We start from the raw sequence: 22,747 nt of genomic DNA on the forward strand, positions 1-22,747 counted from the left end.
TCCATGCGGACGGAAGAAATCAGGAAGGAGCTGTTTCTCATGCAGGACCGGAAATACCGGGATTTTCAGAGCCGGCTCATGCCCACGGTGGACCCGGAACGGATGATCGGCGTCCGGACCCCGGCGCTGCGGAAGCTGGCGAAGGAGATGGGGAAGAGCGGGGACAGTGCGTCCTTTCTGGCGGAACTGCCCCACCGGTATTTCGACGAAAACCAGCTGCATGCCTTCCTGCTGTCGGAGATGAAAGATTTTCCCCGGTGCATGGAGGAAGTGGAGCGGTTTCTGCCGTACATTGACAACTGGGCCACCTGCGACCAGCTCTCCCCGAAGGTGTTCCGAAAGCACCGGAAGGAGCTGCTTCTCAGGATTCCGGAATGGATCCGGTCGAAGGAAACCTACACGATCCGGTTCGGCATCGGCATGCTGATGCAGCATTTCCTGGATGAGGACTTCGATCCGGCCTATCTGGAGATGGTGGCAGCTCTCCGGTCAGAGGAATACTATGTCAATATGATGATTGCCTGGTATTTCGCCACGGCCCTGGCGAAGCAGTATGATGCGGCGCTGCCGCTGATGGAGAACCGGCGGCTTTCGGGCTGGACCCATAACAAGGCGATTCAGAAAGCCCTGGAGAGTTTCCGGGTTACGCCGGAACACAAGGAAGTTCTGCGCAGTCTTCGGGTCCGCCGGGGGAAATGACCGGGGACAAAAAAGAAAAGGGGAAAGCGATCTCTATCGCTTTCCTCCCAGCCCTGCGTTCTCCAGAATCTGCAGCAGGAAATCAATGGAACCCTGTACGCCGAACATGGAGGTGTTCAGGGTAATATCGTAGTTGGCGGCGTCATCCCAGCGGTGATTCGTGAAGAATTCGTAGTACTCCGCCCGGTGCCGGTCCGCCTGATGCATCTGACGGCGGGCGGTGCGCTCGTCCACCTGATTGACTTCCATGATCCGGCGGATCCGCTGTTTTTCCGGGGCGGTCAGGAAAATGCTGACATGGGGAATGTTGTTGTTCCGCATGACGATATCGGCGCAGCGGCCCATGATGACGAAATCCTGCTCCTTTGCCATGTCCAGCAGCAGCTCGGATTCAGCGAAAAAGTATGCGTCCCGGGCAGACAGGCCGTGGTAACGGCGGAAGCGCTGCAGATGCTCCTGCCAGGTCAGGTTCTGGGGACGGTAGGAGAGAGCCGGGTTGCCGGCGCCGATCTGGGCATTGATGATGTCGGTTTCCGACCGGGTCAGCGGCACGGCTCCGCCTTCGCCCGCAGTCCGCTGCAGCACCCGCATGAAAATATCGGCATCATAGTAGTCGATATGCAGCGCATCGGCGATGCCCAGTCCCACGTTGTTAGCTGCACTGCCGTAGGTCCGGTTGATGCAGATGATCAGCCGGTCCTTCCGGCTGAACCGGTTGTGCAGGTTCAGCTCATTCAGCTGTACATCCCGTTCAGAAGCCACCAGCGTGCCGGGGTGGGCTGCGATCTCCCGGAATTCATTAAACAGTTCGTTATACGCAGACAAAGCCCGGTAATGATCCTCCTCGTCCTGAATGCTGCGGGCCATGTTGCCGATCAGCGCCAGTTCGCTGCGGATGATGTGCTCGCCGTTCTCATTCAGCGCTTTCTCGATGATGGTCACGTTGCGCTCCCGGTCGTTGGTGAACACCCTTCCCAGAGAAGATCCGCTCAGTTCGTAGACCAGCTTGTCCAGATCATACAGCTTCCCGGCCAGTTCCCGGGCGCTGATTTTTTTCCCCTCTGTGCCGCTTTCCGAAGTGTCCTTCGGGACGGACGGACGAATATCCTTGTTTTTTTTGTCCTTACTCATGCCGGACCTCCTCTCTTAACGGAAAAACAGCAGTGCATCCAGCAGAAACACCGGACCCAGGATGCAGACAGACCACTTCATGTACCCGAAGAAGGACGGCATGCGGATGCCGTTCTCGTCAGACATGGACTTCACCATGAAGTTCGGGGCATTGCCGATGTAGGTGTTGGCTCCCATGAAGACAGCGCCGCAGGAGATGGCCGCCAGCATTTCCGCCGGCACGGTGCCCAGCAGGGTGTGGATGCCCTGGGTGAAATGCAGGGATCCGGCGGTGGTCAGGAACACCATGTAGGTCGGCGTGTTGTCCAGGAAACTGGAGAGCAGGCCGGTGAGAACGAACATCTGGTACGGCTTGTCAATGTCCATTTCAGGTCCCAGATGCTTCAGAACGATCAGGGCCGGCTGCATGGTGATGAAGATGCCGATGAAAAGGACGGCAACTTCCTGGATGGCGCCCCAGGTGAAGTGGTTGCGCCGGCGGACTTCCCGGGGGGTGGTGCGGAAGGAGAGCCAGGCAGCTAGCAGGATGATGGCCACTTCAACCACGCTGGTCAGCGGGAACTTCAGCGTCGGGGTGATGGGAATCCCTTTACCTTTGAAGAACGCATAGTTCGGCAGGATTCCGCTGATCAGCACTGCACAGATGATCATGAGGAGGAACAGCAGGTTGTGAACCCCTTCCAGTTTCAGGGTGGTATCCGGCTTACTGAGATCCGGACGGCAGCCCTCTTCGATGTCCTTCCGGTATGCTTTCCGGTCGATTCGGTAGAACACAAACAGGAGAACCGCCGTGTTCAGAATCATGACCGGAAACAGGCGGAAGCTCCAGGCGAACGGAACGCCCTGCATGAATCCCATCAGCAGCGGCGGATCTCCCACCGGTGTGAGACAGCCGCCGATATTGGAAATGAGAAAAATGAAAAAAATCATAATATGATGACGGCGGGTGCGCCAGGAATTCATCTGGATGACCGGCCGGATCATCAGCATGCTGGACCCGGTGGTGCCGATGAAGCTGGACAGCAGCGTGCCCACCAGCAGCAAAAAAACATTGATCCGGGGGGATCCTGCCAGATCGCCTTCAAACCGGATGTTGCCGGCGACACAGTACAGTCCCAGCAGCAGAACAATGAAGGTGAGATAGTCGTTGACGATACCGTCCGCAGCAGTCTCCAGGCCCGAGGCGATGCCGTACTTCACAGAAAGCAAAACGACAGCCAGAACAGCCCAGAATCCGGTTATCAGTGGCATGTGTTTCTCCCAGATCCGGGGATTCAGGATCGGGAACAGCGCAATCGATAGCAGCATTCCGACGAAGGGAATGCAGGTCCACAGAGGTTCTTGCATGATAATTTCTCCGAGAAGATAAACAAATATAATACCAAAACAACAAAAATAATCAGGGGACTCCGGCCGCCGGAGGGTGCTCCCCTGCGCCGAAAAACGGTCCCAACCTCCATTTTACCACGGAAAAGCGGGAATTGTGAAAAAATATAACAATTTCTTTACATGGGGCGGCCGGCCCATGAGCGTGCGGCCGGCCTATGAGCGTGCGGTCAGAAAGGAGCAGGCGGCCGGGAGATGTGGTACAATAAGGAAAAGCGGTGCGAGAGGTGAATTACGCACAATCAATTTCTATCAGGCGCAGCAAGGCGCACATGGAGGCAAGAAATGAGCACAGAACTGGTGCTGGCCTACGATCATCCGGAGGAGATCCGGGAACTGTTTAATGAATATACGGAAATGCTGGTCAGGGAAGACCCGCATTTTGCTGCGTTTCTGGAACTGCAGCATTATGATGATGAGCTGAAACATCTGGAAAAGAAATACGGATTGCCGGATGGTCGGCTCTACCTGGCATTCGTGGACGGCACAGCGGCCGGCACCGTGGGGCTTCGAAAACTGGATGAGAACTGCGGTGAGCTGAAACGGCTCTATGTAAAACCGGAATTCCGGGGCCGCCGGCTTGGAAAGCAGCTGACAGAGCGAATTATACTGGATGCAAAGAGCATCGGATACACAGAGCTCAGGCTGGACACACTGCCGTTCCTGAAGCGGGCGATTCACATGTATCAGGAGCTGGGATTCGTTCCAATCGAACGGTACAACGACAGTCCCATGGACACTTCTATCTATCTGAGCCTGGATCTTAAACAGCGAAGGTGATAGCGTTCGGCCCGGGCGAGTGCGTTCGGCTGACGGGAGTACGGACCCCCGGGCTGGTTGGTTGGCTGGCCGTCCGGGCGAGTGCGGAAATCCATTTTTTCTGGATTTCGCACCCATTTACGGCCGATTCAGGTGAAAATCAGGGGCGACACGATTTCGCCGGGTGCGAAATTACGAAAAACTTCATTTCCGCACTTCGCCGCATTGATGGTAAATTTTAACATCGTAATTATTCTACTCAACACACATATATCAAATACAATCACCGGCTTTTCCGTTCGTTCTCCGAGCATGTCACAGTTGGCTCCGGAATGACCGATCGGAAGCTGGGCTATTTTTTGTCTATCACAAAAAAGTGTATCCGATCTTCCCGCCAAGTTTAGGTGCGGAAAACGGCTTTTCGTCAGAATCGCACCTTCGGAGGCCGCCGGGATAAATTAACCGGGATTTTCTTTTGTTTTCGCACCCTCGAAACCGTGATTTAGGTGCGATTCGGGCATATTTGGGCAATTCCGCACCTTCTCCATACAGTATACACGAAAACCGCATACAAGCCTGCCATCCGGTCCCATGAAACGCCCTGATTGCATACAATCTGTAAGTTAGGTTGCTCTTCTGAGCCTAATGAAGGACGGTTTTACTGCGTTTGCGCACTCTTTGCTTTAGTGATTTAATTCGTGAAATTACGCAGTAGATCGGCCAGACCGCGTAGCAGATCGGCCAGACCGCGCAGCAGATCGGCCAGACCGCGCAGTGAACCGCCTCGACAGAAGGAATCGAAAACAGGAGTTGACGTACGTGAAATTGGATGGTAATATGCTTAAAGTATTTTAACTAAAAAATATTAAATAAAATTATTGAACAAGGAGAAGGCGGATGCCGGTATCGGCTGCCGTACGGAAAGGAAACATTATGAAGTATTTTGATGAAATCAAGGGGCAGATTGTCGATTTTCTGGGAGTGGACGAAGCGAAGATCACGCCGGAAGCGAAGTTGAAGGAGGATCTGGGAATTGATTCTTTGGATGCGGTGGAGCTGGCTATGGCAATCGAAGAGGCGTTCGATATCAAGATTGACGATGAGGATCTGAAGAAACTCATTACGGTGCAGGATATCGTCAATTGTGTGGAAAAGAACACTGCGGCGAAGTAGCTGGAAGACGGGCGGATAGTATGGAAGATACAAAGCTTTATGAATTGATCGACCGGTTCGAAGGGTCATCGCTGACGCTGCTGCATCTGGAAGAGGGGGATCTGAAGATCCGACTTGAGCGGGCCCTGACGCCGGGCGCATTGCCTGCGTCGGCCGGTTCTGCTGTGTCGAGCGCCTGCAGCAGTCCGTCGGCCGGTTCTGCTGTGTCGGCCGGTTCTGCTGCGCCGACCGCCTGCAGCCCATCGACCGCCTGCAGCCCGGCCTCCGCTGCGTCGGCTCAGGTGAAGGCGCCGCTGGTGGGGGTGTTCTATGCGGCGCCGAAGCCGGAGGAACCGCCTTTCGTTCAGGTGGGGCAGGAAGTGCGGAAGGGGCAGGTGCTCTGTCTGGTGGAAGCGATGAAGATGATGAATGAACTGACTTCCCCGGTGGACGGGATTGTCCGTGCCATACACGGCAGGAACGGGGAACTGGTGGAGTTTGATCAGGTTTTGTTCGAGATCGAAGCGAAGTGAGACGGGAAGAATTCGTGAGGGTGGAACTATGTTGAAGAAAGTGCTGATTGCCAACCGGGGAGAGATTGCGGTGCGCATTATCCGGGAATGTTATGACAACGGTATTCAGCCGGTGGCGGTATATTCCACGGCGGACCGGGACAGTCTTCACCGGAAGCTGGCGGCCCGTTCGGTCTGTATCGGCGGTCCCCGGGCGGAAGACAGTTATCTGAACACCGGAAACATTATCGAAGCGGCGCTTCGCACCGGGTGCGACGGCATTCATCCGGGGTTTGGTTTTTTGTCAGAAAACAGCGGGTTCGCCCGGGAATGCCGGGAGGCAGGCCTGGTATTTATCGGACCCTCTCCGGAGACGATCGATCAGATGGGGAACAAGGCACGGGCCCGGGAACTGATGGAAAAAGCCGGTGTTCCCACGGTGCCGGGTTCCGACGGAACTGTGAAGACGGCGGAGGAAGCGGCTGCTGTCGGCGATCGGATCGGGTATCCGGTTTTGCTGAAAGCTTCAGCCGGCGGCGGCGGCCGGGGCATGCGCCGGGCGGACAGTCACGAAGAAGCGCTGGAGGCATTCACCGCCGCTTCCCGGGAGGCAGAGACCTGTTTCGGCAATGGGGAGATGTATGTGGAGAAACTGATTCTTTCCCCGAAGCACATTGAATTTCAGATTCTGGCGGACCGGTACGGCAACACGATTCATTTAGGAGAGCGGAACTGTTCGATCCAGCGCCGGAATCAGAAGATGCTGGAGGAGGCACCGGCCTGGGGCATTTCCCGGGAAATGCGGGATGAGATGGGCCGGGCGGCAGTGCGGGCGGCTGTGGCGGCAGGATATGAAAATGCCGGAACGGTGGAGTTCGTGACAGACCGGGAGGGAAATTTCTACTTCATTGAAATGAATACCCGGATACAGGTGGAGCACCCGGTGACGGAAATGGTGACCGGTGTAAATCTCATCCGGGAGCAGCTCCGGATTGCGGCAGGACAGAAATTGAGTTTGTCCCAGGAGGATGTGGAGATCCGGGGCCATGCCATTGAATGCCGGATCACGGCGGAGAAACCGGAGGCGGGGTTCACCCCGGATCCCGGGAAGGTCCGTTTCCTGCATTTCCCCGACGGGAACGGGGTACGGGTGGACAGCGCATTATACAGCGGATGCGGGATCAGCCCGTTCTATGACCCGATGATCGCGAAGATTATTGTCCGCGGGGATACCAGACTGGAAGCGGTCCGGAAGATGCGCCGGGCGCTGGCGGAGACCATCATCGGCGGTGTTTCCTCCACTCTGCCTGTGCAGTATCTGATGATGTATAACGGCGCATTCCTGCGGGGTGACTATGATACGGGATTTCTGGAAGAGAATCTGGACCAGCTGGTGAAGATGTGCAGCGCCGTGGATGCGGCGGGTGCCGGAGGGGCAGCGGAGGAAGTGAAGTAATGCGGCGGGCGCTGCGGGAGGTGAAGATGGATCCGTTTCAGGAACGAAGTGTATTTCTGGATAATCTGGACCGGCTTTTCGGGAAGATCCACAGGAGAGCCGGAGGCGGCCGGGAGGAGCAGGAAGTAATGGCCTGTCCGGCCTGCGGCAGCCGGTATTCGAAGCGAACGCTGGCGGAGTCTTTTTTTGTCTGCCCTGCCTGCGGCCGGCATTTCCGCATGCCGGCCCATGCCCGGATCCGCATGACGCTGGATCACCGGAGTTTCCGGGAATTCGCCGGCAGTGTGCGGGGGGATGATCCGCTGGGGTTTCCGGGGTATCCGGAGCAGATCCGCCGGGCGGAGGAACGTTCCCGCCTGCGGGAAGCTGTGGTTACCGGCACCGGCAGGATCGGCGGACACCGGGCTGCGGTGGCGGTGATGGACAGCCGGTTTCTGATGGGCAGTATGGGAACCGCCGTAGGGGAGAAGATTTCCCGGACGGCGGAGTATGCGACGAAGAAACGGCTGCCGCTGGTGATTTTCGCTACTTCCGGGGGCGCCAGGATGCAGGAGGGGATTTTGTCTCTGATGCAGATGGCGAAGACCGCTGCAGCGATCGGACGGCACGGGGATGCGGGGCTGCTATATATATCGGTATTGACCGATCCGACCACCGGCGGGGTCACCGCCAGTTTTGCCAGTCTGGGGGACATCATTCTGGCGGAACCGCAGGCGCTGATCGGGTTCGCGGGGCCCCGGGTGATCCGGCAGACGATCCGGCAGGAGCTTCCGGAAGGGTTTCAGCGGGCCGCCTTCCAGGAGGAGCACGGTTTCGTGGACCGGGTGGTTCCCCGGAGCGAAATGCGGCAGACGCTGGCGGACCTTTTGGAACTGCATGAGAAGAGAGGGCACAGACGATGAAGGAGAAACTGAGTGCGGCGGACCGGGTCAGGAAGGCCAGGGATCCGAAGCGGCCGGTGACAGGAGAATATGTGGAGGCTCTGATCCGGGGATTTCAGCCTCTGGCCGGGGACCGTCTGTTTGGAGAGGACCCCAGTGTGCTGGGGGGCATCGGGTGGTTCCATGACATGCCGGTGACGGTGATCGGTCATCAGAAGGGACGGTCGCTGGAGGAGAACGTGAAGTACCGGTTCGGGATGCCGGACCCGGAAGGTTACCGGAAGGCCGTCCGTCTCATGAAGCAGGCGGAGAAGTTCGGCCGGCCGGTGATTACTTTCGTGGATACGCCGGGGGCTTACCCGGGAATGGATGCGGAAGAGCGGGGGCAGGGGGAGGCGATTGCCCGGTCGATTCTGACCATGAGCCGTCTCCGGGTTCCCAGTGTGGCGGTATTCATCGGAGAAGGGGGCAGCGGCGGCGCTCTGGCCCTGGGTGCGGCGGACCGGGTGATTATGCTGGAGAACAGCATCTACTCGATTCTCTCTCCGGAAGGATTCGCCAGTATTCTCTGGAAGGATGCGGGCCGGTGGGAGGAAGCGGCGGAAGTGATGAAGCTGACGGCCGGGGATCTGGAAGAACTGGGCATCTGCGATCTGGTGATTCCGGAAGACGGAGACCGGGGGCAGCTCTTCGACCGGGTGGACCGGGGAATCCGCCGGGAACTCCGGCCGCTGATCGGTATGAGCGGGGAGGCTCTGGTGAAGGAGCGGTACCGGAGATTCCGCAGGTTCGGCGGAAAGAGGCAGAAAGGATGATCAGGATATGGCAGGAATCGTAGTGAAAGGGCTGGGGTATGCCCACGGAAGGCGCAGCGTGTCCAATGAGGACATGGCCCGCACCGTGGATACCAGTGACCGGTGGATCCGGGAGAAGACCGGGATCCGGTCCCGGTATTTTGCGGAGGACCGGACGAATACGGATATGGCCTGCGCCGCAGCGGAGAAGGCGATCGCCTCGGCGGGAATTTCCCGGGAAGAAATCCGGTGGCTGATCGTCTGTACTTTCACGCCGGATGACCGGACTCCTTCCACTGCCTGCGCCGCAGCGGGAAGCCTGGGGCTCCGGCAGGATGTGCTGGCGCTGGATATTAACGGTGCCTGCTCCGGATTCATCTACGGCTGTGAACTGGCCGGCGGACTGCTGCATTCCCGAGATGGAAAGGGATATGCACTGGTGATCGGCAGTGAGAAGATCAGTCCCCGCATGGATATGAAAGACCGGAGCACCTGTGTGCTGTTCGGAGACGGTGCGGGGGCGGCCGTGCTGGCCTGGGATGAATCGGCGGTGTTCCGGTTCCGGGGCGGATGTGTTCCCGACCGGGATGTGCTGTACTGTGACCAGAAGCAGGGGCTGATTCACATGAACGGCCAGGAGGTGTACCGGTTTGCAGTGAGCCGGGTTCCGGCGGAAATCCGGGCTCTGATGGAGGAGAACAGTCTGTCGGAGGAGGATGTGGACTGGTATGTGCTGCATCAGGCCAATGAAAGGATCATCGACAGCGCAGTCCGGCGGCTCGGGAAACCGGAGAAGAAGTTTTTCAAGAACCTGTACCACTATGGGAATACGTCCGCAGCGTCGATTCCCATCGCTCTCTCGGAGATGGAAGAGAAAGGGCTGCTCCGGGGCAGAAAGCGGATTCTTGCTGTGGGATTCGGTGCAGGACTGACCTATGGAAGTATGTATATTGAAGTAGATATAGAGGTGTGAAATGAATCTGAATCAGATACTGGGAACGGAATTTCCGATCATTCAGGGAGGCATGGCGAATGTGGCTACCGGCGCCTTTGCTGCAGATATGTCCAATGCAGGCATTCTGGGAACCATCGGAACCGGCGCTATGGATGGGGAAACGGTGCGGAAGCATGTGCGGACGGCGAAAGCCCGCACAAAGAAACCTTTTGCCGTCAACATCATGCTGATGAACCCGGATGCGGACGTAATCGCCCGGGTCTGTGTGGAAGAAGGGGTTTCCGTGGTCACCACCGGTGCCGGAAACCCGGGAAAATACATTGACCAGTGGAAGGATGCCGGGATCAAGGTGTTCCCGGTGGTTTCCTCGGTGGCCCTGGCCAGGCGCCTGGAACGGCTGGGGGTGGACGGCATCATCGCAGAAGGCTGTGAGAGCGGCGGCCACATCGGAGAACTCACCACCATGGTGCTGCTGCCCCAGGTGGCAGATGCGGTGAACGTTCCGGTGATCGGGGCGGGAGGCATCGCCACCGGACGGCAGCTTCGGGCGGCGGAGATTCTGGGAGCCTGCGGCGCACAGGTGGGCACCTGCCTTCTGGTCAGCGAAGAATGTCCGATCCACGAGAATTACAAGGCGGAAGTCCTGAAGGCCCGGGACAACAGCACCATCGTCACCGGGCGGATCGGCGCTTCTCCGGTGCGGGTTCTGAAGAATCCCATGGCCCGTCAGTATGTAAAGCGGGAGAAGGAAGGGGCCGGCTTCGAAGAACTGGAGCGCTATACCCTGGGCGCCCTGCGGAGAGCGGTCCTCGAAGGGGACACCCGGAACGGCTCCCTGATGGCCGGTCAGGTCAGTGCCATGGTGCATGAAATTCTGCCTGCCCGTACGATCATTGAAAGGATGATGAAGGAATATGAAGAGCTTGGATAAACTGGAGTTTCCGATCATTCAGGGCGGTATGGGGGTGGGTGTGTCCCTGGGCGGCCTGGCCGGCGCCGTTGCGGCGGAAGGAGGCATGGGGGTTATCTCCACTGCGGATGTGGGTTTCCGGGAACCGGATTTTGAAACAGATCCGGAGGCGGCCAATGAACGGGCGCTCACCCGGGAAATCCGGAAAGCCCGGAAGATCGCCGGCGGCCGGGGGATGATCGCTGTCAACGCCATGGTGGCCACGACGAATTTCGAAAGAATGGTACGGGCGGCGGTTTCCTCCGGTATCGACGCAGTGATTTCCGGTGCAGGTCTCCCGCTGAATCTCCCGAAGTGTACGATGCTGAAGGATGTGCTGATCGCCCCGATCGTTTCCGGTGCCCGGGCCGCCCGCATGATCATGAAACACTGGCAGCGGCATTATAACCGAAGGCCGGACTTCATTGTGGTGGAGGGCGTGCTGGCAGGCGGCCACCTGGGATACCGGGAGGAAGAGATCCGTAGCGGGAGTGCGCCGGACCTGGACCGGGTTCTGAAGCAGGTGATCGAGGCCGTTTCCGGTATTCCCGTATTCGCCGCCGGAGGCATCTTCGACGGTTCGGATGTGAGGCGGGTGCTGGATCTGGGCGCCCGGGGCGTGCAGGCGGCCACCCGTTTCATCGCCACTCCCGAATGTGATGCTTCCGCAGGATTCAAGGAAGCCATCATCGCCGCCCGTCCGGAGGATGTTGTGATTCTGAAGAGCCCCGTGGGAATGCCCGGCCGGGCCCTTCGCTCACCCTTGACCCGGGCTTGGGCGGCGGGGAAACGGACACCCCCTTCCCGCTGCATCCGCTGCATCCACACCTGCGATCCGAAAACCACGCCTTACTGCATTACCGCTGCTCTGCGGGCTGCGTGGCGGGGGGACTGGGAACACGGGCTGTTCTTCTGCGGCGCCAATGTGGGGAAGGTGAACCGCATGGAGACGGTGCGGGAAGTGATGAATGATCTGAAGAAAGGCTGGTGTAAAGCATGAAAATCGGATTACTGTTCGCCGGACAGGGCAGCCAGCGGGCGGGCATGGGAGCGGACTTCTACGAGGAAATGCCGGCGTTCCGGGCGGTCTTCGACCTGCTGCCGGAGGACAAAAAACAACTGGCGTGGAACGGTCCGGAAGAGGCGCTGAGGGAAACTGAAAACACTCAGCCGATTATGACGGCCTTCGGTCTGGGGGTCTGGTCCTGTTTCCGGGAACAGGGCCTCCGGCCGGCCTGCGCCGCCGGTCTGAGTCTGGGAGAGTACTCGGCCCTGGGCGCATCCGGCGCTGTGGATGAGGATACCGCAATCCGGCTGGTGACCCGGAGGGGCCGGGAAATGGCGAAGGCGGCCAAGGGGATCCGCTGCGGCATGACCGCTGTGCTGGGTGCGGATCCGGAAACGGTGGAATCCTGCTGTGAAGAGGCTTCTGAGGAAAGTGCATTCGTTCAGATCGCCAATTACAACTGTCCCGGGCAGATTGTCATCGCCGGGGAGAGCGGGGCGGTGGACCGGGCGGCCGCCCTGGCGAAAGAGCGGGGGGCCCGCCGCTGCATGCCGCTTCCGGTCAGCGGCCCGTTTCATACGCAGTATATGAAGCCGGCCGGAGACGCGATGGCAGAAGTGCTGGGGAAGACTGTCTTTCAGGCGGAAGATTTCCCGGTGATTCATAATGTGACGGGACGGCCGGCGGAGGCCGGGGAAACCATTCCGGAACTGCTGGTCCGGCAGGTGTCGGGCAGCGTCCGGTTCGAAGAAACTATCCGGTATATGCTGGCTCGGGGGGTGGACACTTTCCTGGAAATCGGACCGGGATGCGCACTGGCCGGATTCGTCCGGAAAATGGACCGGCGGGTGAAAACCTGCTCCGTGAGTACGGTGGAAGATTTCCGGGCGGCACTGGAAAGTCTGGGACTGTCCGGGAAGACCCCGGAGGGCCGGAGGGAAAAGGAGAAGGAAGAATGACGGAAAGAACAGCAATTGTGACAGGCGGCAGCCGGGGAATCGGACGGGCGGTTTGCCGGAAACTGGCGGAACGTTCCATGAACATCGTGATGAACTATTCTGCCAACGCAGATGCGGCAGAAGAAGCGGCTGACGTCTGCCGGAGCCTGGGCGCCCGGGTGGTGACTGTTCAGGGAAGTGTGGCGGTTCCGGAAGACTGTGACCGGATTGTGCAGGAAGCGCTGGATGCTTTCGGACAGGTGGACGTACTGGTGAACAGTGCGGGAATCACCCGGGACAACCTGCTGCTCCGGATGTCTGAAGAAGATTTCGATCAGGTGATCGCCGTGAATCTCCGGGGCACCTTCCGGATGATGAAGGCCGTCGCCCGGCCGATGATGCGGAAGCGGTACGGCAGAATCATCAATCTCTCCAGCATTGTGGGAGAGATGGGAAATGCCGGTCAGGTGAATTACGCTGCCAGCAAAGCGGGGGTGAACGGCATGACGAAGGCTTTTGCGAAAGAAATCGCCGGAAAGGGCATTACCGTGAATGCGGTCGCCCCGGGGTTCATTGATACCGATATGACCAGGGCACTCTCCCGGGAGGCGGCAGAAAGCCTGAAGGCCCGGATTCCCATGGGGCGGCTGGGAACCCCGGAGGATGTGGCGCATGTGATTTCCTTCCTGGCGTCGGAGGAAGCCGGCTACGTAACCGGTCAGGTGATCGGCGTGAACGGCGGGATGCTGTAGGATGCCCGGCGGAAGAAAGGCAGAGGAGGACGACAACGTGGAAAAAAGAAGAGTCGTGGTGACCGGAATGGGAGGTCTGTCCCCCATCGGAAACACCGCAGAAGAGATGTGGGAAAATGCCCGGGCCGGGGTATGCGGCATCGACCGGATCCGGTCCTATGACCCGTCAGGACACCGGGTTCAGGTGGCGGGAGAGCTGAAACACTTCGATCCGACAGACTACATGGACCGGATGACCGCCCGGCGGAATGCCCGGTTCACCCAGCTGGCAATGGTGGGAGCGGATGAGGCGGTGAAGCAGAGCGGCCTCCGGATGGAGAAGGAGGATCCGAGCCGCTGCGGCGTGAATGTATCCAGCGGCATCGGCGGTCTTCCCACCATTGAAGAAGAACATTACCGGGGCATGGAGAAGGGGTTCGACCGGGTTTCCCCGCTGTTCGTGCCCATGTCCATCGCCAATATGGCGGCGGGAACCATCGCCATCCGGTACGGGCTCCGGGGCAGCTGCACCTGTGTTGTCACAGCCTGCGCTTCCGGCACGAATGCCATCGGGGAAGCGTTCCGCCAGATCCGGGACGGATATCAGGATGTCATGATCACCGGAGGCACGGAGAGCTGCATCTCCGAACTGGGGGTAGGCGGATTCACTGCCATGCGGGCCCTGTCCGTGAATCCGGATCCGAAGACGGCGTCCCGGCCGTTTGACCGGAACCGGGACGGGTTCGTGATCGGAGAGGGTGCCGGTATTCTGGTGCTGGAGGAATACGGCCATGCCCTGCGGCGGGGGGCGCCGATTCTGGCGGAAGTGGCAGGCTACGGCGTCAGCTGTGATGCCCATCACATCACGGCGCCTCTGGAAGACGGAAGCGGTGCGGCATATTGTATGACTTCAGCGCTGGCGGATGCGGGGATTTCCCCTTCGGAGGTGGGGTATATCAACGCCCACGGCACTTCCACGCCGATGAACGACCGGTGTGAGACGGCGGCTGTGAAGCGGGCCTTCGGACCGGCGGCGGATTCTCTGCTGATGTCCTCCACCAAGTCCATGACAGGACACCTGCTGGGGGCATCCGGGGGTGTGGAGGCGATTCTGACGGTGAACGCACTCCGGGATCAGTTCGCTCCTCCGACGGCCGGGTATCAGACGCCGGATCCGGACTGTGATCTGGATGTGGTGCCGAACACCGGGAAACCATTCCGGTCGGCCTGCGCCATGTCCAATTCCCTGGGCTTCGGCGGTCATAATGCATCGGTGATTTTCAGGAGGGCAGAATCATGGAACTAAATTCGAATCAGATACAGGAAATCCTTCCCCACCGTTATCCGTTCCTGCTGGTGGACCGGATCGTGGATATGGAGCCGGGGAAATGGGCCAGGGGCCGGAAATGCGTTTCGGCCAACGAAATGCAGTTTCTGGGTCATTTCCCGGGAATGCACATTATGCCCGGGGTTCTGATCCTGGAGGCCCTGGCCCAGACCGGGGCGGCGGCGCTGCTGTCCCAGGAGGAGAATCGGGGAAAGATTGCCGTTTTCGGCGGCGTCCGGAACTGCCGTTTCCGCCGGCAGGTGGTTCCCGGAGACGTGCTGGACCTGTACTGCGAACTGACCGCCCTGCGGGGATCTGTGGGTTTCGGCAGCGCCGTGGCGAAGGTGGACGGGGAGATTGCGGCAAAGGGAGAAATCACTTTCGCGATCGCAGACCGGTGAAATTCCTTGCAATCCGTCTCTCCATACCGAATAATATGGATAACAGGTGAGGAGAGCGCCGGAGGAGGGGCAGAATGAACAAGCAGGAAACGTATGACTATCTGGACCGGGCCGGAATCCGTTACGAAGTGACGGATCATCCCGCCGTATACAATATGGCGGAACTGGAGCAGGTTTCCCTGCCGTACCCGGACCGGGACGGAAAGAACCTGTTCGTGCGGGATGACAAGAAAAAGAATTTTTACCTGATCACTGTGGCAGGGGAGAAACGGGTGGACCTGAAGGAATTCCGGAAGGTCCACGGACTTCGTCCCCTGTCTTTTGCGTCTCCTGCGCAGCTGATGGAACGCATGGGCCTGGTCCCGGGGGCGGTGACTCCCCTGGGTCTTCTCCAGGACGAGGACAAAAAAATAACGTTATATCTCGATCGCTTCTTCGCGGGAGGCCTGATCGGCGTACACCCGAATGACAACACCGCCACCATCTGGCTGGCGGCGGAAGATCTGGTTCGGGTGATCGAGGATCACGGCAATCCTGTGGAGTGGATCGACATATAACGGCGGACAGATAACAGAGCCGGAAGTCCCCGGCTGTTTTCCGTTATTTTCCCGGGACAGGGAGTCTACTGGATCTCAGTACTGTTCCGGCGCACGGCGAGAGGCGCTGCGGCGGATTTCCGGCGGAAGAAGAGCCGGAAGACGGCGCGGCCGATCGGGCCGGCGAAGCAGAGCTGCCAGCACAGCGCCATCGGGAAGTTGAACACGGCTGTCTGTACCCAGAGGGCCGGGAGCTGGGCACCGGCGTCCTGGAAGAGAACGGCTGCAATGAAACTCATGGACGGACACATCAGGCAGACGGTGATGGCACTGCGGATCAGAATGATGATCATCGGCGGCATTTCCGGAGTCACGGCGCGCATGGTCAGCGCCATGACCGGCTTACTCAGAACCAGCATTTCCAGAATCAGTGCGGCCGGCCACATGATCCGCAATTCACCGAAGGCCATCAGAAATACCTGATTGGACATTCCGCCCAGGTTCAGGGCAATGTTGTAGCATACCATGGCGTAGACCATCAGAAATGTCATGAGGATGCTGAAGAAGAGACCTTCCGTTTTCGTTCTCGGCATATTTTCCATCAAAAAAAACCTCCTTCGTGATTCGCTGTGTTGTTCGTTATCACTCGGGAGTGTGCGTTTCCAATATTACCAGCAGGACTGTTCAGTGCAATTGTTCACTATTGTAGCACGAAAAAACATCGGATGTAAGAACTTTTTTTCGGCAAAATCAGGATACAGGCCGAAGTGTATGCAGTACGGAATACAGGCGAAGAGGCACGCCGGACAGACGATCAGCGGGATCCGTTGTCCCCGGCCGGAGAGGAACAGATGAAAGAATATCGTAAATGGGAAAAACTGGACAACTCTGCACTGCTCTTTCCGGCGATTGCCACAGAAACCATGACGAACACCTACCGGATCAGCTGTGTGCTGCGGGAGGAAGTCCGGCCGGAATTGCTGCAGCAGGCACTGGATCTGCTTCTGCCGAAATTTCCGGGCTTCGACGTGTGTCTCCGCACCGGCGTGTTCTGGTACTATCTGGAGAGAAATAATCATCCGGCGCCGCCGGTGAAGGAAGAAAATACCTATCCCTGCGGAGCGATTCACCCGTCCCGGAACCGGCACTACCTGTTCCGGGTGACCTATTTCCGCTCCCGCATCAATCTGGAGGTATTCCATGTACTGGCGGACGGCACGGGGGCCATCGGCTTCCTGCGGGAACTGGTATACCAGTATCTCAGGCTCTCCCATCCCGGACTCCGGGAGAAACTGGGCGACGGCCTGGCGCCGGAAACCTCTCTGAACCGGGAAGACGACTTCGTGCGGAATTACCGGAGAAAACACCAGAAGAATTACAAGATGGGCCGGGCCTTCCGGATCCGGGGCGAGCGGCTGCCGAAAAACGGAGTGGGCGTCACTATCGGATACATGCCGCTGGATCGATTGAAGGAAATTGCCCGAACGCAGTACGGCCTGACAATTAACGAGTACCTGGTGGCGGCGTTCGTCTGGAGCACCTACCAGGAAAACGCCCGGAAAGTGAGTCGTAAGCACCCGATTCGGGTGGCTGTGCCGGTAAATCTCCGGCCCTTCTTCCGATCGATCACCACAAAGAATTTTTTTGTCGTCGTATCCGCCGAATTCGCCCCCGTCCGGGACGAGTACACCTTCCGGGACATCGCCCGGATCGTCCGGGAGGATCTGGCACGGCAGATCACAAAGGAAAACCTGGAAGCCGTCTTCTCCTACAATGTGTCCAACCAGGACATTGCGGCGGCCCGCTTCGTGCCTCTTCCGCTGAAGCGCCTGGCGATCCGGCTGGTATACAACAAGATTGCGCTGGCGAACACGGCGACCATCACGAACATCGGCCGCTTCGAGGTGGGAGAGGATTACCGGCCTTATATCAGCATGTTCAGCGGCCTGCTGCCGTTCTCCCGGGGGCAGGAAATCAAAGGCGTCATTTCCTCCTGCGGCGACACGCTGGCCCTAAGCTTCAGCAGCGCATTTTCGGAGCGGGTGATTCAGCGGGGCGTGTTCCGCCGGCTGGCGGCGGACGGCATTCCGGTGCGGGTGGAGACAAACGGCGTGTTCTATCAGTAGCGGCCCGGCCGATTATCCCGGCGGACAACCGGTATAGTCCGGCCGATTATCCCGGCGGACAACTGGTACAGTCCGGCCGATGGTACAGAAAGAAGGAGACAGGATATGAAACATTGCAGTCACTGCGGCGTGGATGTGATCGACGACAGCGAGTTCTGTCCGCTGTGCTTCCACGCACTGGAGCAGATTCCGGATCCGCCGGACTGGGATCCTTTCATCACACCGGAGTGGAACCAGGAGAGCCGAACCTTTCCTGTCGTTCGCCCGCACCCCGGGAAACTGGAACGGGCGTTCCGTTTCCTCCTGTTTTCTGCCATTCTGGGATCTGCCGTTTTCATCGGACTGAACAGGATTCTTCTGCCCCGTATCCACTGGGGACTGGTGTTTAGCGGGATTCTGTTCTACGTGACGTGGTTCTTCTTCCTGTTCTCCCGGGATATGGGTTATCTGAAAAGAGTGATCGGCGGGACCGGCGGCGGAGTCCTTCTGATTGTCCTGGGCGACGCTGTTTCTGGCTTCCGGGGATGGTCCCTCGCCTTCGGCATCCCGATCGCTGTGATTCTTCTGGACGCTACGCTGGCTATGATGACGATAATCAACCGAAAACGATGGACCGGATACCTGATTGTGGAATTGATGATGATTCCGGTGGGCACAGTGCCGCTGATTCTGGGTCTTCTGGGCATGGCGGCTTATCCGGCCCTGTCCGGCGCCGCATTTCTGGTTACCCTGCTGGTGTTCCTGGGCACCGTTCTCATCGGTGGTCCGGCGGCCCGGGCGGAGCTGCGCCGCCGCTTCCACTTATAGAGGTAGGCAGGCGGTCGGCGGAAAGCAGGTGGCCGGATGAAGTGGCAAAAAATGTAAGGTAACAGGTGCGGCGGCAGGTGCGGCGGCAGACAGGCGTGGCGGCAGGTGCGACGGCAGGTGCGGATTTGCCGAAAACGGCCGATTCCGCACTCTCGCATTTCGATTTTCTTCCGCCCGGACCGGGTGCACGAAAAGAGCAGGTGCGATAATCGAAAAATCCTGATTATCGCACCTGCCCGGCAGCTATTCGGTTCTCGGAAATGGCGTTCAGAGACTGCTGGATGCGTATTTATAAGAGTTTAATTGTAAATATCCGGCCGAGGGCGCTGCGTCGCTTTTCAAAACGGTTGATGACTCTGGAGACCTGTTTATTTCCACTTGTGAGCAGCTGCTCACAGGTGCGGAAACGGAAGAAATGTTCCAATCCGCACCCTGTGACGCCGGGATCCATTAATTAATCAAGACAAATTTTGAATTTCGCACCCAGCCCAGCGTAAATCAGGTGCGAAATTGCCCCAAATGGCCGATTCCGCACCTTATGCATGAAAATGAGGCGGAAATTGTATACAATCGGCAGCCCGGGTGACCGCAACCTGTCCTGGGCGACCGCAACCCGTCCTGGGCGACCGCAACCCGTCCCGGGCGACCGCAACCCGTCCTGGGCGACCGCCCCCGGCCCCTATGCCCGGAAAAATTCCAGCGCCATATCCACCACCCGGTCCGGATCCCCCGGCTTCAGGTTGATGGAGTGCCCTTCTCCCGGAAAGAAGGTGATGGGAATCCGGAATTTTTCTGCAAAAACCCGGGCCATCTCCGGATCGATCACCGGGTCCTCGCTGCCGTGAACCATCCGGCAGCAGGTTTCTCCGAAGGCATCGGGGGCGAACGAGAGAAACAGGTTATTCTGCCGGAGGTCTTCGAACATGCTCCGGGGAATTTTCACCGGATTGCCCACGCCCAGATTTGGCTGGAGATATCCCTGCTTTTCCAGCAGCGCGGCGGCCTCCGGATCAGGCGGCGTTCCCGGAGGCCCCAGCAGCAGCCAGGGCATGTTCACCGCAGCACTGCGCATGAAAAAACGGTGTCCCCGATGGGGCCGGCTGCTGATATACAGGCCCGTAAGGTATGCGCCGTAGCTGGAACCAAAGTACAGGATTTCCGCATCCGGGCAGCGGGCCGCTGCTTTTTCTTCCACAAGCGCCAGGCTGTCTTTGCATGCTTCGATGCCCAGCGGCTCCTGCCTGGCTTCCTCTTCTCCATGCCCCGGCTGATCGTAAGACACGACGCCCACGCCCTCCGCCGGAAGCCGGCGCCGCAGCAGCTTGGCTGTGTCACACTCTTTGCAGCTCTCGAATCCATGAACATACAGAACAATCTGCTTCGCCCCGTCGGGAATTTCCGCAAGGCAGGGCACGATGTGTCCGTTTCCTTTTCTGAGTTTCCAATTCTCCATAATCTATCCTCCGATCTGATGTTGCGGATCTTTCCTTTAGCCTACCCGGCAGACTCTGTTTCGTCAATCTGCTCCGGGTGGAATGGACAAAAAATAAGCCACAGGCGCTCAGTATACCAGATTATAGAAATGATAATTATTATTAAAAATATCTGTGAAACTATTGACACGCATAAAAAAAATCAGGTAAAAGTATGTTATTAATACGAAGTATGTGGGTTGGAAATTGGAAAAGAAAGGGAATGAATAGATGGTATATAAAGGAAAGAAAATGTTGCTCCCGGTTCTGGTTCTCCTGATCAGCGTGCTGCTGACGGCGGGACGGATGACTCCGGTTCACGGGGTGGAGACTACATCTGACCAGAATTCCAATGGGAGGATTAAGGTCAATTATGATAAGAATACGGACGTCCACACTGTGGATGGAACGAATATCATCCTTTTCTGCATGAACAATCAGATGCATTGGCCTCATTCTACACCGGGTACTCCAAATGTACCGATGTATGAGGAAGGGTATTTGACGAAGGATAACTTTCAGGAAAAAACGGGGAGAACAGATTATGAAAAATTCATTCGGGAGCTCAGCGTTCTGCTCTACGCCGGTTATCCGTATAACGGTCTGGGGCTGTTCTCGATCGAAGGCAACGGGGGTTCCGGAAGTATTTCCGAAGCTGCTTTCCGCCAGCTGCTGATTCCTTCCGAACGTCTCCGGAGTGATTTCCCGGAGTTGAGCAAAACCGAGGCCGGTAAACCGGTGGAAGATCAGGATACGCTGAAGGCATTTATGGAGGCTGTTCGTAACTATTACATAACTTCGGATGTAACCGCCTCCGGGATGAAATACAGTGACATCACAGGCACTGCTTTTTATAAAGCAGCATTTTGTGTAGTAAATTATGCCGATCCGCGCAGGGCGTATACGAGTATATATTTGAATGAGAGTCCGTACGAGAGCACGAGCAAAGCGATCTGGCAGCTGATGGATGAATACGGTATCCCTGGGAACATAGGAATGATCCTCAGTGGCAAGAGCCGCGAACTGCTGGATAAAGCGAAATCCAGCGATGTCAGCATACTTTCGGCGGAACCGACGTCCGAACAGATCAGAAGTGTGAAGATCGTCGGAGACACAACTTTCTCCCAGTCGAAAGAGGATGGAAAATGGTACACCGGCGAACTCCAGGTAGCGGAACCGGCGGACTTCCACGGGGCATACACAATCACGCTGCCGGAGGGTACATCACTGTATGAGGGCAGCACATTGGTGAAGGCCGGGGAGCCGTTCCGGCTGGTATCGGAGAAGAAGCCGGAGGGAACGGAGAAGGTGACGGTTTCTGCGACGATCCCGTGGCTGAAGAGTGTGAAGATGTATTCGCCGGTGAAGAATGCGGCGGGTCAGGAAGTGACCGCTTCTGACAGGAAAGCGTTCCAGCACATGGTCGGTGCGGAGATCGGAACGGCAGATGTGGGTGCGTCAGCGGATCTGACCGTTCCGGCGGAAGATCCAAACCAGCCGAGCACGACAGATCCGTCTAACCCGGTAAATCCGTCGAACCCTTCGACTCCGACAGACCCGTCCACGCCGGTAACCCCGCCGAATCCGGTGAATCCGAACGGACCGTCGATTCCGCCGAATCAGGAGAACACATCCGCTTCGGAGGAGCCGTCTTCGCCTGAACACACTGTCAGCAGGGAAACGCCGGCTGCGAATCAGCCGGCCGCCTCGAAGAAACCGACCGCAGTGAAGAAGTCGGACGGGAACGGGAAGCAGAAGGTTTCTGCATCGGTTCTCCCGAAGACCGGAGATTCTTCGCACGTAATGCTGTGGGGGCTGGGGCTGATCGGGTGCGGCGCTGCCGCTCTGGGTCTTCTGACACTCAGAATCCGAAACCGAAGAGAAGAATAGTTTGAAGATGGAATCAGCGGAGCTGCTGCGTGATGCCCGGGACGGGCTGCGCAGCAGTTTTTTCGTTTCTGTTCGGATGGATATGGCGGTGCGGGGGCGGAATCGAAGCCGCCGTCCGGGGTTTCTGCCGGACGAAAGAAATGGTACAATCGGAATGTGAATCGGGAAGCGGGAGAGACGATGGGAAGAAGGGAAGGAGAAGGTAGGCTTGAAGAGGGAAGAATTGTATGATGATCTGGTCCGCCTTCTGGTCCGCTACGGATATCCGGAAGAGTTCGGCCGGGCGATTGCCACGCAGCTGGGAACAGAGAAGACGATGATGCGGATGCTCAGGTATCTGCGGGCAGCCCGGCCGGTTTCGGCGGAGGAAATTGCGGACGAAATGCTGGCCATCTGTGGGGAACGGGAGATGTGGCAGCGGAAGAAGGCCTCGGAGTATTACAGTGCGAAGTACTATCAGATGCGGTATGAAGGGTTCGGGGCGCCGGAAGATGATCCGGAGGAGTAGAAGAAAGCCTGCTAAGTAAAAGTCAAGTGTAATTCACAAGAATTTGGAGGGATGAAAATGAGCACAACAAACCAGACTGTCTTCATTCAGGCAGTCTCAGATTGTCCCTATGGATAGATGCAGTCAGGCTTCTGATCTAGCCTGACCCCGTAGACATTCCTTTACCTTGCCGTAGTAAACCCGAAGGAACTTATTGGCACCTGCCGTCATGTAGACAAGGTAGGGTTTACCTTCCGACTTCTTCTTGAAAAGGAACTGGCTGACAGGGTCGCCCTCTCGTGGGCCAAGCTTGAGCATGGCATCCATGATCTGGAACAGCGTTTTTCTGAGT

24 protein-coding genes and 1 pseudogene are annotated in these 22,747 nt (G+C 58.0%); 20 read left to right on the plus strand and 5 right to left on the minus strand.

The genetic code is table 11. The features are described 5' to 3' along the window. The first annotated feature begins 3 nt into the window (after positions 1-3). Positions 4-699, plus strand: coding sequence for a DNA alkylation repair protein (locus BLQ24_RS06445; protein ID WP_090163851.1), 696 nt, complete (start codon positions 4-6; stop codon positions 697-699). Positions 700-732: 33 nt separating this feature from the next. Here BLQ24_RS06445 and BLQ24_RS06450 read toward each other — a convergent pair whose 3' ends face one another. Continuing rightward, positions 733-1,830 (minus strand): cytidylate kinase-like family protein, encoded by a 1,098-nt coding sequence (locus BLQ24_RS06450; protein ID WP_090163853.1) that lies wholly within the window; start codon positions 1,828-1,830, stop codon positions 733-735. 15 nt (positions 1,831-1,845) lie between these two features. Continuing rightward, positions 1,846-3,177: a sodium:proton antiporter gene (locus BLQ24_RS06455; RefSeq protein WP_090163855.1), complete on the minus strand. Its 1,332-nt coding sequence runs from the start codon at positions 3,175-3,177 to the stop codon at positions 1,846-1,848. Positions 3,178-3,501: 324 nt separating this feature from the next. Between BLQ24_RS06455 and BLQ24_RS06460 the strand changes: the two genes are divergently transcribed. From BLQ24_RS06460 to BLQ24_RS06525, 14 genes are all read left to right on the plus strand, one after another. Then, on the plus strand, positions 3,502-3,996 hold the full coding sequence (locus BLQ24_RS06460; RefSeq protein ID WP_090163857.1) for a GNAT family N-acetyltransferase: 495 nt from the start codon (positions 3,502-3,504) through the stop codon (positions 3,994-3,996). A 912-nt stretch (positions 3,997-4,908) separates the two neighbouring features. Then, a complete protein-coding gene (acpP, locus tag BLQ24_RS06465; protein ID WP_090163891.1) occupies positions 4,909-5,148 on the plus strand; it encodes an acyl carrier protein in 240 nt (79 codons plus the stop codon). Positions 5,149-5,168: 20 nt separating this feature from the next. After that, positions 5,169-5,660: an acetyl-CoA carboxylase biotin carboxyl carrier protein gene (accB, locus tag BLQ24_RS06470; protein ID WP_090163859.1), complete on the plus strand. Its 492-nt coding sequence runs from the start codon at positions 5,169-5,171 to the stop codon at positions 5,658-5,660. A gap of 28 nt (positions 5,661-5,688) precedes the next feature. Then, positions 5,689-7,095 carry an acetyl-CoA carboxylase biotin carboxylase subunit gene (gene accC, locus BLQ24_RS06475; protein ID WP_090163861.1) on the plus strand — a complete coding sequence of 469 codons (1,407 nt, stop codon included), beginning with the start codon at positions 5,689-5,691 and terminating at the stop codon, positions 7,093-7,095. After that, the gene (gene accD / locus BLQ24_RS06480) at positions 7,095-7,997 is read left to right on the plus strand and encodes an acetyl-CoA carboxylase, carboxyltransferase subunit beta (protein WP_242869607.1); all 903 of its coding nucleotides are present in this window, start codon (positions 7,095-7,097) and stop codon (positions 7,995-7,997) included. The genes accC and accD overlap by 1 nt, the downstream gene beginning before the upstream one ends. Next, on the plus strand, positions 7,994-8,791 hold the full coding sequence (gene accA, locus BLQ24_RS06485) for an acetyl-CoA carboxylase carboxyl transferase subunit alpha (protein ID WP_090163863.1): 798 nt from the start codon (positions 7,994-7,996) through the stop codon (positions 8,789-8,791). Before accD ends, accA begins: the two co-directional genes overlap by 4 nt. Before the next feature lie 7 nt (positions 8,792-8,798). Continuing rightward, positions 8,799-9,743: a beta-ketoacyl-ACP synthase 3 gene (locus tag BLQ24_RS06490; protein WP_090163865.1), complete on the plus strand. Its 945-nt coding sequence runs from the start codon at positions 8,799-8,801 to the stop codon at positions 9,741-9,743. 1 nt (position 9,744) lies between these two features. Next, positions 9,745-10,656 (plus strand): nitronate monooxygenase, encoded by a 912-nt coding sequence (locus tag BLQ24_RS06495; protein WP_090163867.1) that lies wholly within the window; start codon positions 9,745-9,747, stop codon positions 10,654-10,656. Then, complete coding sequence (locus BLQ24_RS06500; RefSeq protein WP_090163869.1) at positions 10,640-11,674, plus strand: NAD(P)H-dependent flavin oxidoreductase; 1,035 nt, start codon at positions 10,640-10,642, stop codon at positions 11,672-11,674. Before BLQ24_RS06495 ends, BLQ24_RS06500 begins: the two co-directional genes overlap by 17 nt. Beyond that, the gene (fabD, locus tag BLQ24_RS06505; protein WP_090163871.1) at positions 11,671-12,639 is read left to right on the plus strand and encodes an ACP S-malonyltransferase; all 969 of its coding nucleotides are present in this window, start codon (positions 11,671-11,673) and stop codon (positions 12,637-12,639) included. The genes BLQ24_RS06500 and fabD overlap by 4 nt, the downstream gene beginning before the upstream one ends. Beyond that, on the plus strand, positions 12,636-13,370 hold the full coding sequence (gene fabG / locus BLQ24_RS06510) for a 3-oxoacyl-[acyl-carrier-protein] reductase (RefSeq protein ID WP_090163873.1): 735 nt from the start codon (positions 12,636-12,638) through the stop codon (positions 13,368-13,370). The genes fabD and fabG overlap by 4 nt, the downstream gene beginning before the upstream one ends. A 37-nt stretch (positions 13,371-13,407) precedes the next feature. After that, complete coding sequence (gene fabF, locus BLQ24_RS06515) at positions 13,408-14,655, plus strand: beta-ketoacyl-ACP synthase II (RefSeq protein ID WP_090163895.1); 1,248 nt, start codon at positions 13,408-13,410, stop codon at positions 14,653-14,655. Then, entirely contained in the window at positions 14,646-15,077 is a 432-nt protein-coding gene (gene fabZ, locus BLQ24_RS06520; protein ID WP_090163875.1) for a 3-hydroxyacyl-ACP dehydratase FabZ, read from the plus strand. Before fabF ends, fabZ begins: the two co-directional genes overlap by 10 nt. A 74-nt stretch (positions 15,078-15,151) precedes the next feature. Next, positions 15,152-15,634 carry a prolyl-tRNA synthetase associated domain-containing protein gene (locus BLQ24_RS06525; RefSeq protein WP_090163876.1) on the plus strand — a complete coding sequence of 161 codons (483 nt, stop codon included), beginning with the start codon at positions 15,152-15,154 and terminating at the stop codon, positions 15,632-15,634. Between the two features lie 65 nt (positions 15,635-15,699). On the opposite strand, the gene BLQ24_RS06530 is transcribed toward BLQ24_RS06525, so the two are convergent. After that, complete coding sequence (locus BLQ24_RS06530; protein ID WP_336433270.1) at positions 15,700-16,215, minus strand: DUF2798 domain-containing protein; 516 nt, start codon at positions 16,213-16,215, stop codon at positions 15,700-15,702. 249 nt (positions 16,216-16,464) lie between these two features. On the opposite strand from BLQ24_RS06530, the gene BLQ24_RS06535 reads away from it, so the two are divergent. Together BLQ24_RS06535 and BLQ24_RS06540 are read left to right on the plus strand one after the other, a co-directional pair. Beyond that, positions 16,465-17,739, plus strand: coding sequence for a hypothetical protein (locus BLQ24_RS06535; RefSeq protein WP_090163899.1), 1,275 nt, complete (start codon positions 16,465-16,467; stop codon positions 17,737-17,739). Positions 17,740-17,844: 105 nt separating this feature from the next. Then, positions 17,845-18,546, plus strand: a complete 702-nt coding sequence (locus BLQ24_RS06540) for a DUF6320 domain-containing protein (RefSeq protein ID WP_090163878.1) — start codon at positions 17,845-17,847, stop codon at positions 18,544-18,546. Between the two features lie 679 nt (positions 18,547-19,225). On the opposite strand, the gene BLQ24_RS06545 is transcribed toward BLQ24_RS06540, so the two are convergent. Further along, the gene (locus BLQ24_RS06545) at positions 19,226-19,999 is read right to left on the minus strand and encodes an alpha/beta hydrolase (RefSeq protein WP_090163880.1); all 774 of its coding nucleotides are present in this window, start codon (positions 19,997-19,999) and stop codon (positions 19,226-19,228) included. Between the two features lie 250 nt (positions 20,000-20,249). Here BLQ24_RS06545 and BLQ24_RS06550 point away from each other — a divergent pair, with 250 nt between their 5' ends. The 3 genes from BLQ24_RS06550 to BLQ24_RS06555 are packed head-to-tail and all read left to right on the plus strand — an operon-like array spanning position 20,250 to position 22,416. Then, entirely contained in the window at positions 20,250-21,908 is a 1,659-nt protein-coding gene (locus BLQ24_RS06550; protein ID WP_090163882.1) for a hypothetical protein, read from the plus strand. 1 nt (position 21,909) lies between these two features. Then, complete coding sequence (locus tag BLQ24_RS10120) at positions 21,910-22,068, plus strand: hypothetical protein (RefSeq protein WP_173452884.1); 159 nt, start codon at positions 21,910-21,912, stop codon at positions 22,066-22,068. A 48-nt stretch (positions 22,069-22,116) separates the two neighbouring features. Next, on the plus strand, positions 22,117-22,416 hold the full coding sequence (locus BLQ24_RS06555) for a hypothetical protein (protein WP_090163885.1): 300 nt from the start codon (positions 22,117-22,119) through the stop codon (positions 22,414-22,416). A 123-nt stretch (positions 22,417-22,539) separates the two neighbouring features. Here the strand turns inward: BLQ24_RS06555 and BLQ24_RS10210 are convergent. Then, a pseudogene (locus tag BLQ24_RS10210) lies at positions 22,540-22,747 on the minus strand (IS110 family RNA-guided transposase); the annotation flags it as partial.

Origin of the sequence: Eubacterium pyruvativorans (assembly GCF_900102225.1) — a bacterium.
Lineage (GTDB): Bacteria > Bacillota > Clostridia > Peptostreptococcales > Anaerovoracaceae > Aminicella > Aminicella pyruvativorans.

Excerpts from the sequence above, each read along its gene's own strand:
- BLQ24_RS06455 (WP_090163855.1), bottom strand. The coding sequence starts at position 3,177 with ATGCAAGAACCTCTGTGGACCTGCATTCCCTTCGTCGGAATGCTGCTA.
- BLQ24_RS06525 (WP_090163876.1), top strand. The coding sequence starts at position 15,152 with ATGAACAAGCAGGAAACGTATGACTATCTGGACCGGGCCGGAATCCGT.
- BLQ24_RS06545 (WP_090163880.1), bottom strand. The coding sequence starts at position 19,999 with ATGGAGAATTGGAAACTCAGAAAAGGAAACGGACACATCGTGCCCTGC.
- BLQ24_RS06535 (WP_090163899.1), top strand. The coding sequence starts at position 16,465 with ATGAAAGAATATCGTAAATGGGAAAAACTGGACAACTCTGCACTGCTC.
- BLQ24_RS06490 (WP_090163865.1), top strand. The coding sequence starts at position 8,799 with ATGGCAGGAATCGTAGTGAAAGGGCTGGGGTATGCCCACGGAAGGCGC.
- fabD (WP_090163871.1), top strand. The coding sequence starts at position 11,671 with ATGAAAATCGGATTACTGTTCGCCGGACAGGGCAGCCAGCGGGCGGGC.
- acpP (WP_090163891.1), top strand. The coding sequence starts at position 4,909 with ATGAAGTATTTTGATGAAATCAAGGGGCAGATTGTCGATTTTCTGGGA.
- fabG (WP_090163873.1), top strand. The coding sequence starts at position 12,636 with ATGACGGAAAGAACAGCAATTGTGACAGGCGGCAGCCGGGGAATCGGA.
- BLQ24_RS06550 (WP_090163882.1), top strand. The coding sequence starts at position 20,250 with ATGGTATATAAAGGAAAGAAAATGTTGCTCCCGGTTCTGGTTCTCCTG.
- accC (WP_090163861.1), top strand. The coding sequence starts at position 5,689 with ATGTTGAAGAAAGTGCTGATTGCCAACCGGGGAGAGATTGCGGTGCGC.
- fabZ (WP_090163875.1), top strand. The coding sequence starts at position 14,646 with ATGGAACTAAATTCGAATCAGATACAGGAAATCCTTCCCCACCGTTAT.
- BLQ24_RS06460 (WP_090163857.1), top strand. The coding sequence starts at position 3,502 with ATGAGCACAGAACTGGTGCTGGCCTACGATCATCCGGAGGAGATCCGG.
- BLQ24_RS06495 (WP_090163867.1), top strand. The coding sequence starts at position 9,745 with ATGAATCTGAATCAGATACTGGGAACGGAATTTCCGATCATTCAGGGA.
- BLQ24_RS06445 (WP_090163851.1), top strand. The coding sequence starts at position 4 with ATGCGGACGGAAGAAATCAGGAAGGAGCTGTTTCTCATGCAGGACCGG.
- BLQ24_RS06500 (WP_090163869.1), top strand. The coding sequence starts at position 10,640 with ATGAAGAGCTTGGATAAACTGGAGTTTCCGATCATTCAGGGCGGTATG.
- BLQ24_RS06450 (WP_090163853.1), bottom strand. The coding sequence starts at position 1,830 with ATGAGTAAGGACAAAAAAAACAAGGATATTCGTCCGTCCGTCCCGAAG.
- accB (WP_090163859.1), top strand. The coding sequence starts at position 5,169 with ATGGAAGATACAAAGCTTTATGAATTGATCGACCGGTTCGAAGGGTCA.
- BLQ24_RS06530 (WP_336433270.1), bottom strand. The coding sequence starts at position 16,215 with ATGGAAAATATGCCGAGAACGAAAACGGAAGGTCTCTTCTTCAGCATC.
- accA (WP_090163863.1), top strand. The coding sequence starts at position 7,994 with ATGAAGGAGAAACTGAGTGCGGCGGACCGGGTCAGGAAGGCCAGGGAT.
- BLQ24_RS06540 (WP_090163878.1), top strand. The coding sequence starts at position 17,845 with ATGAAACATTGCAGTCACTGCGGCGTGGATGTGATCGACGACAGCGAG.
- accD (WP_242869607.1), top strand. The coding sequence starts at position 7,095 with ATGCGGCGGGCGCTGCGGGAGGTGAAGATGGATCCGTTTCAGGAACGA.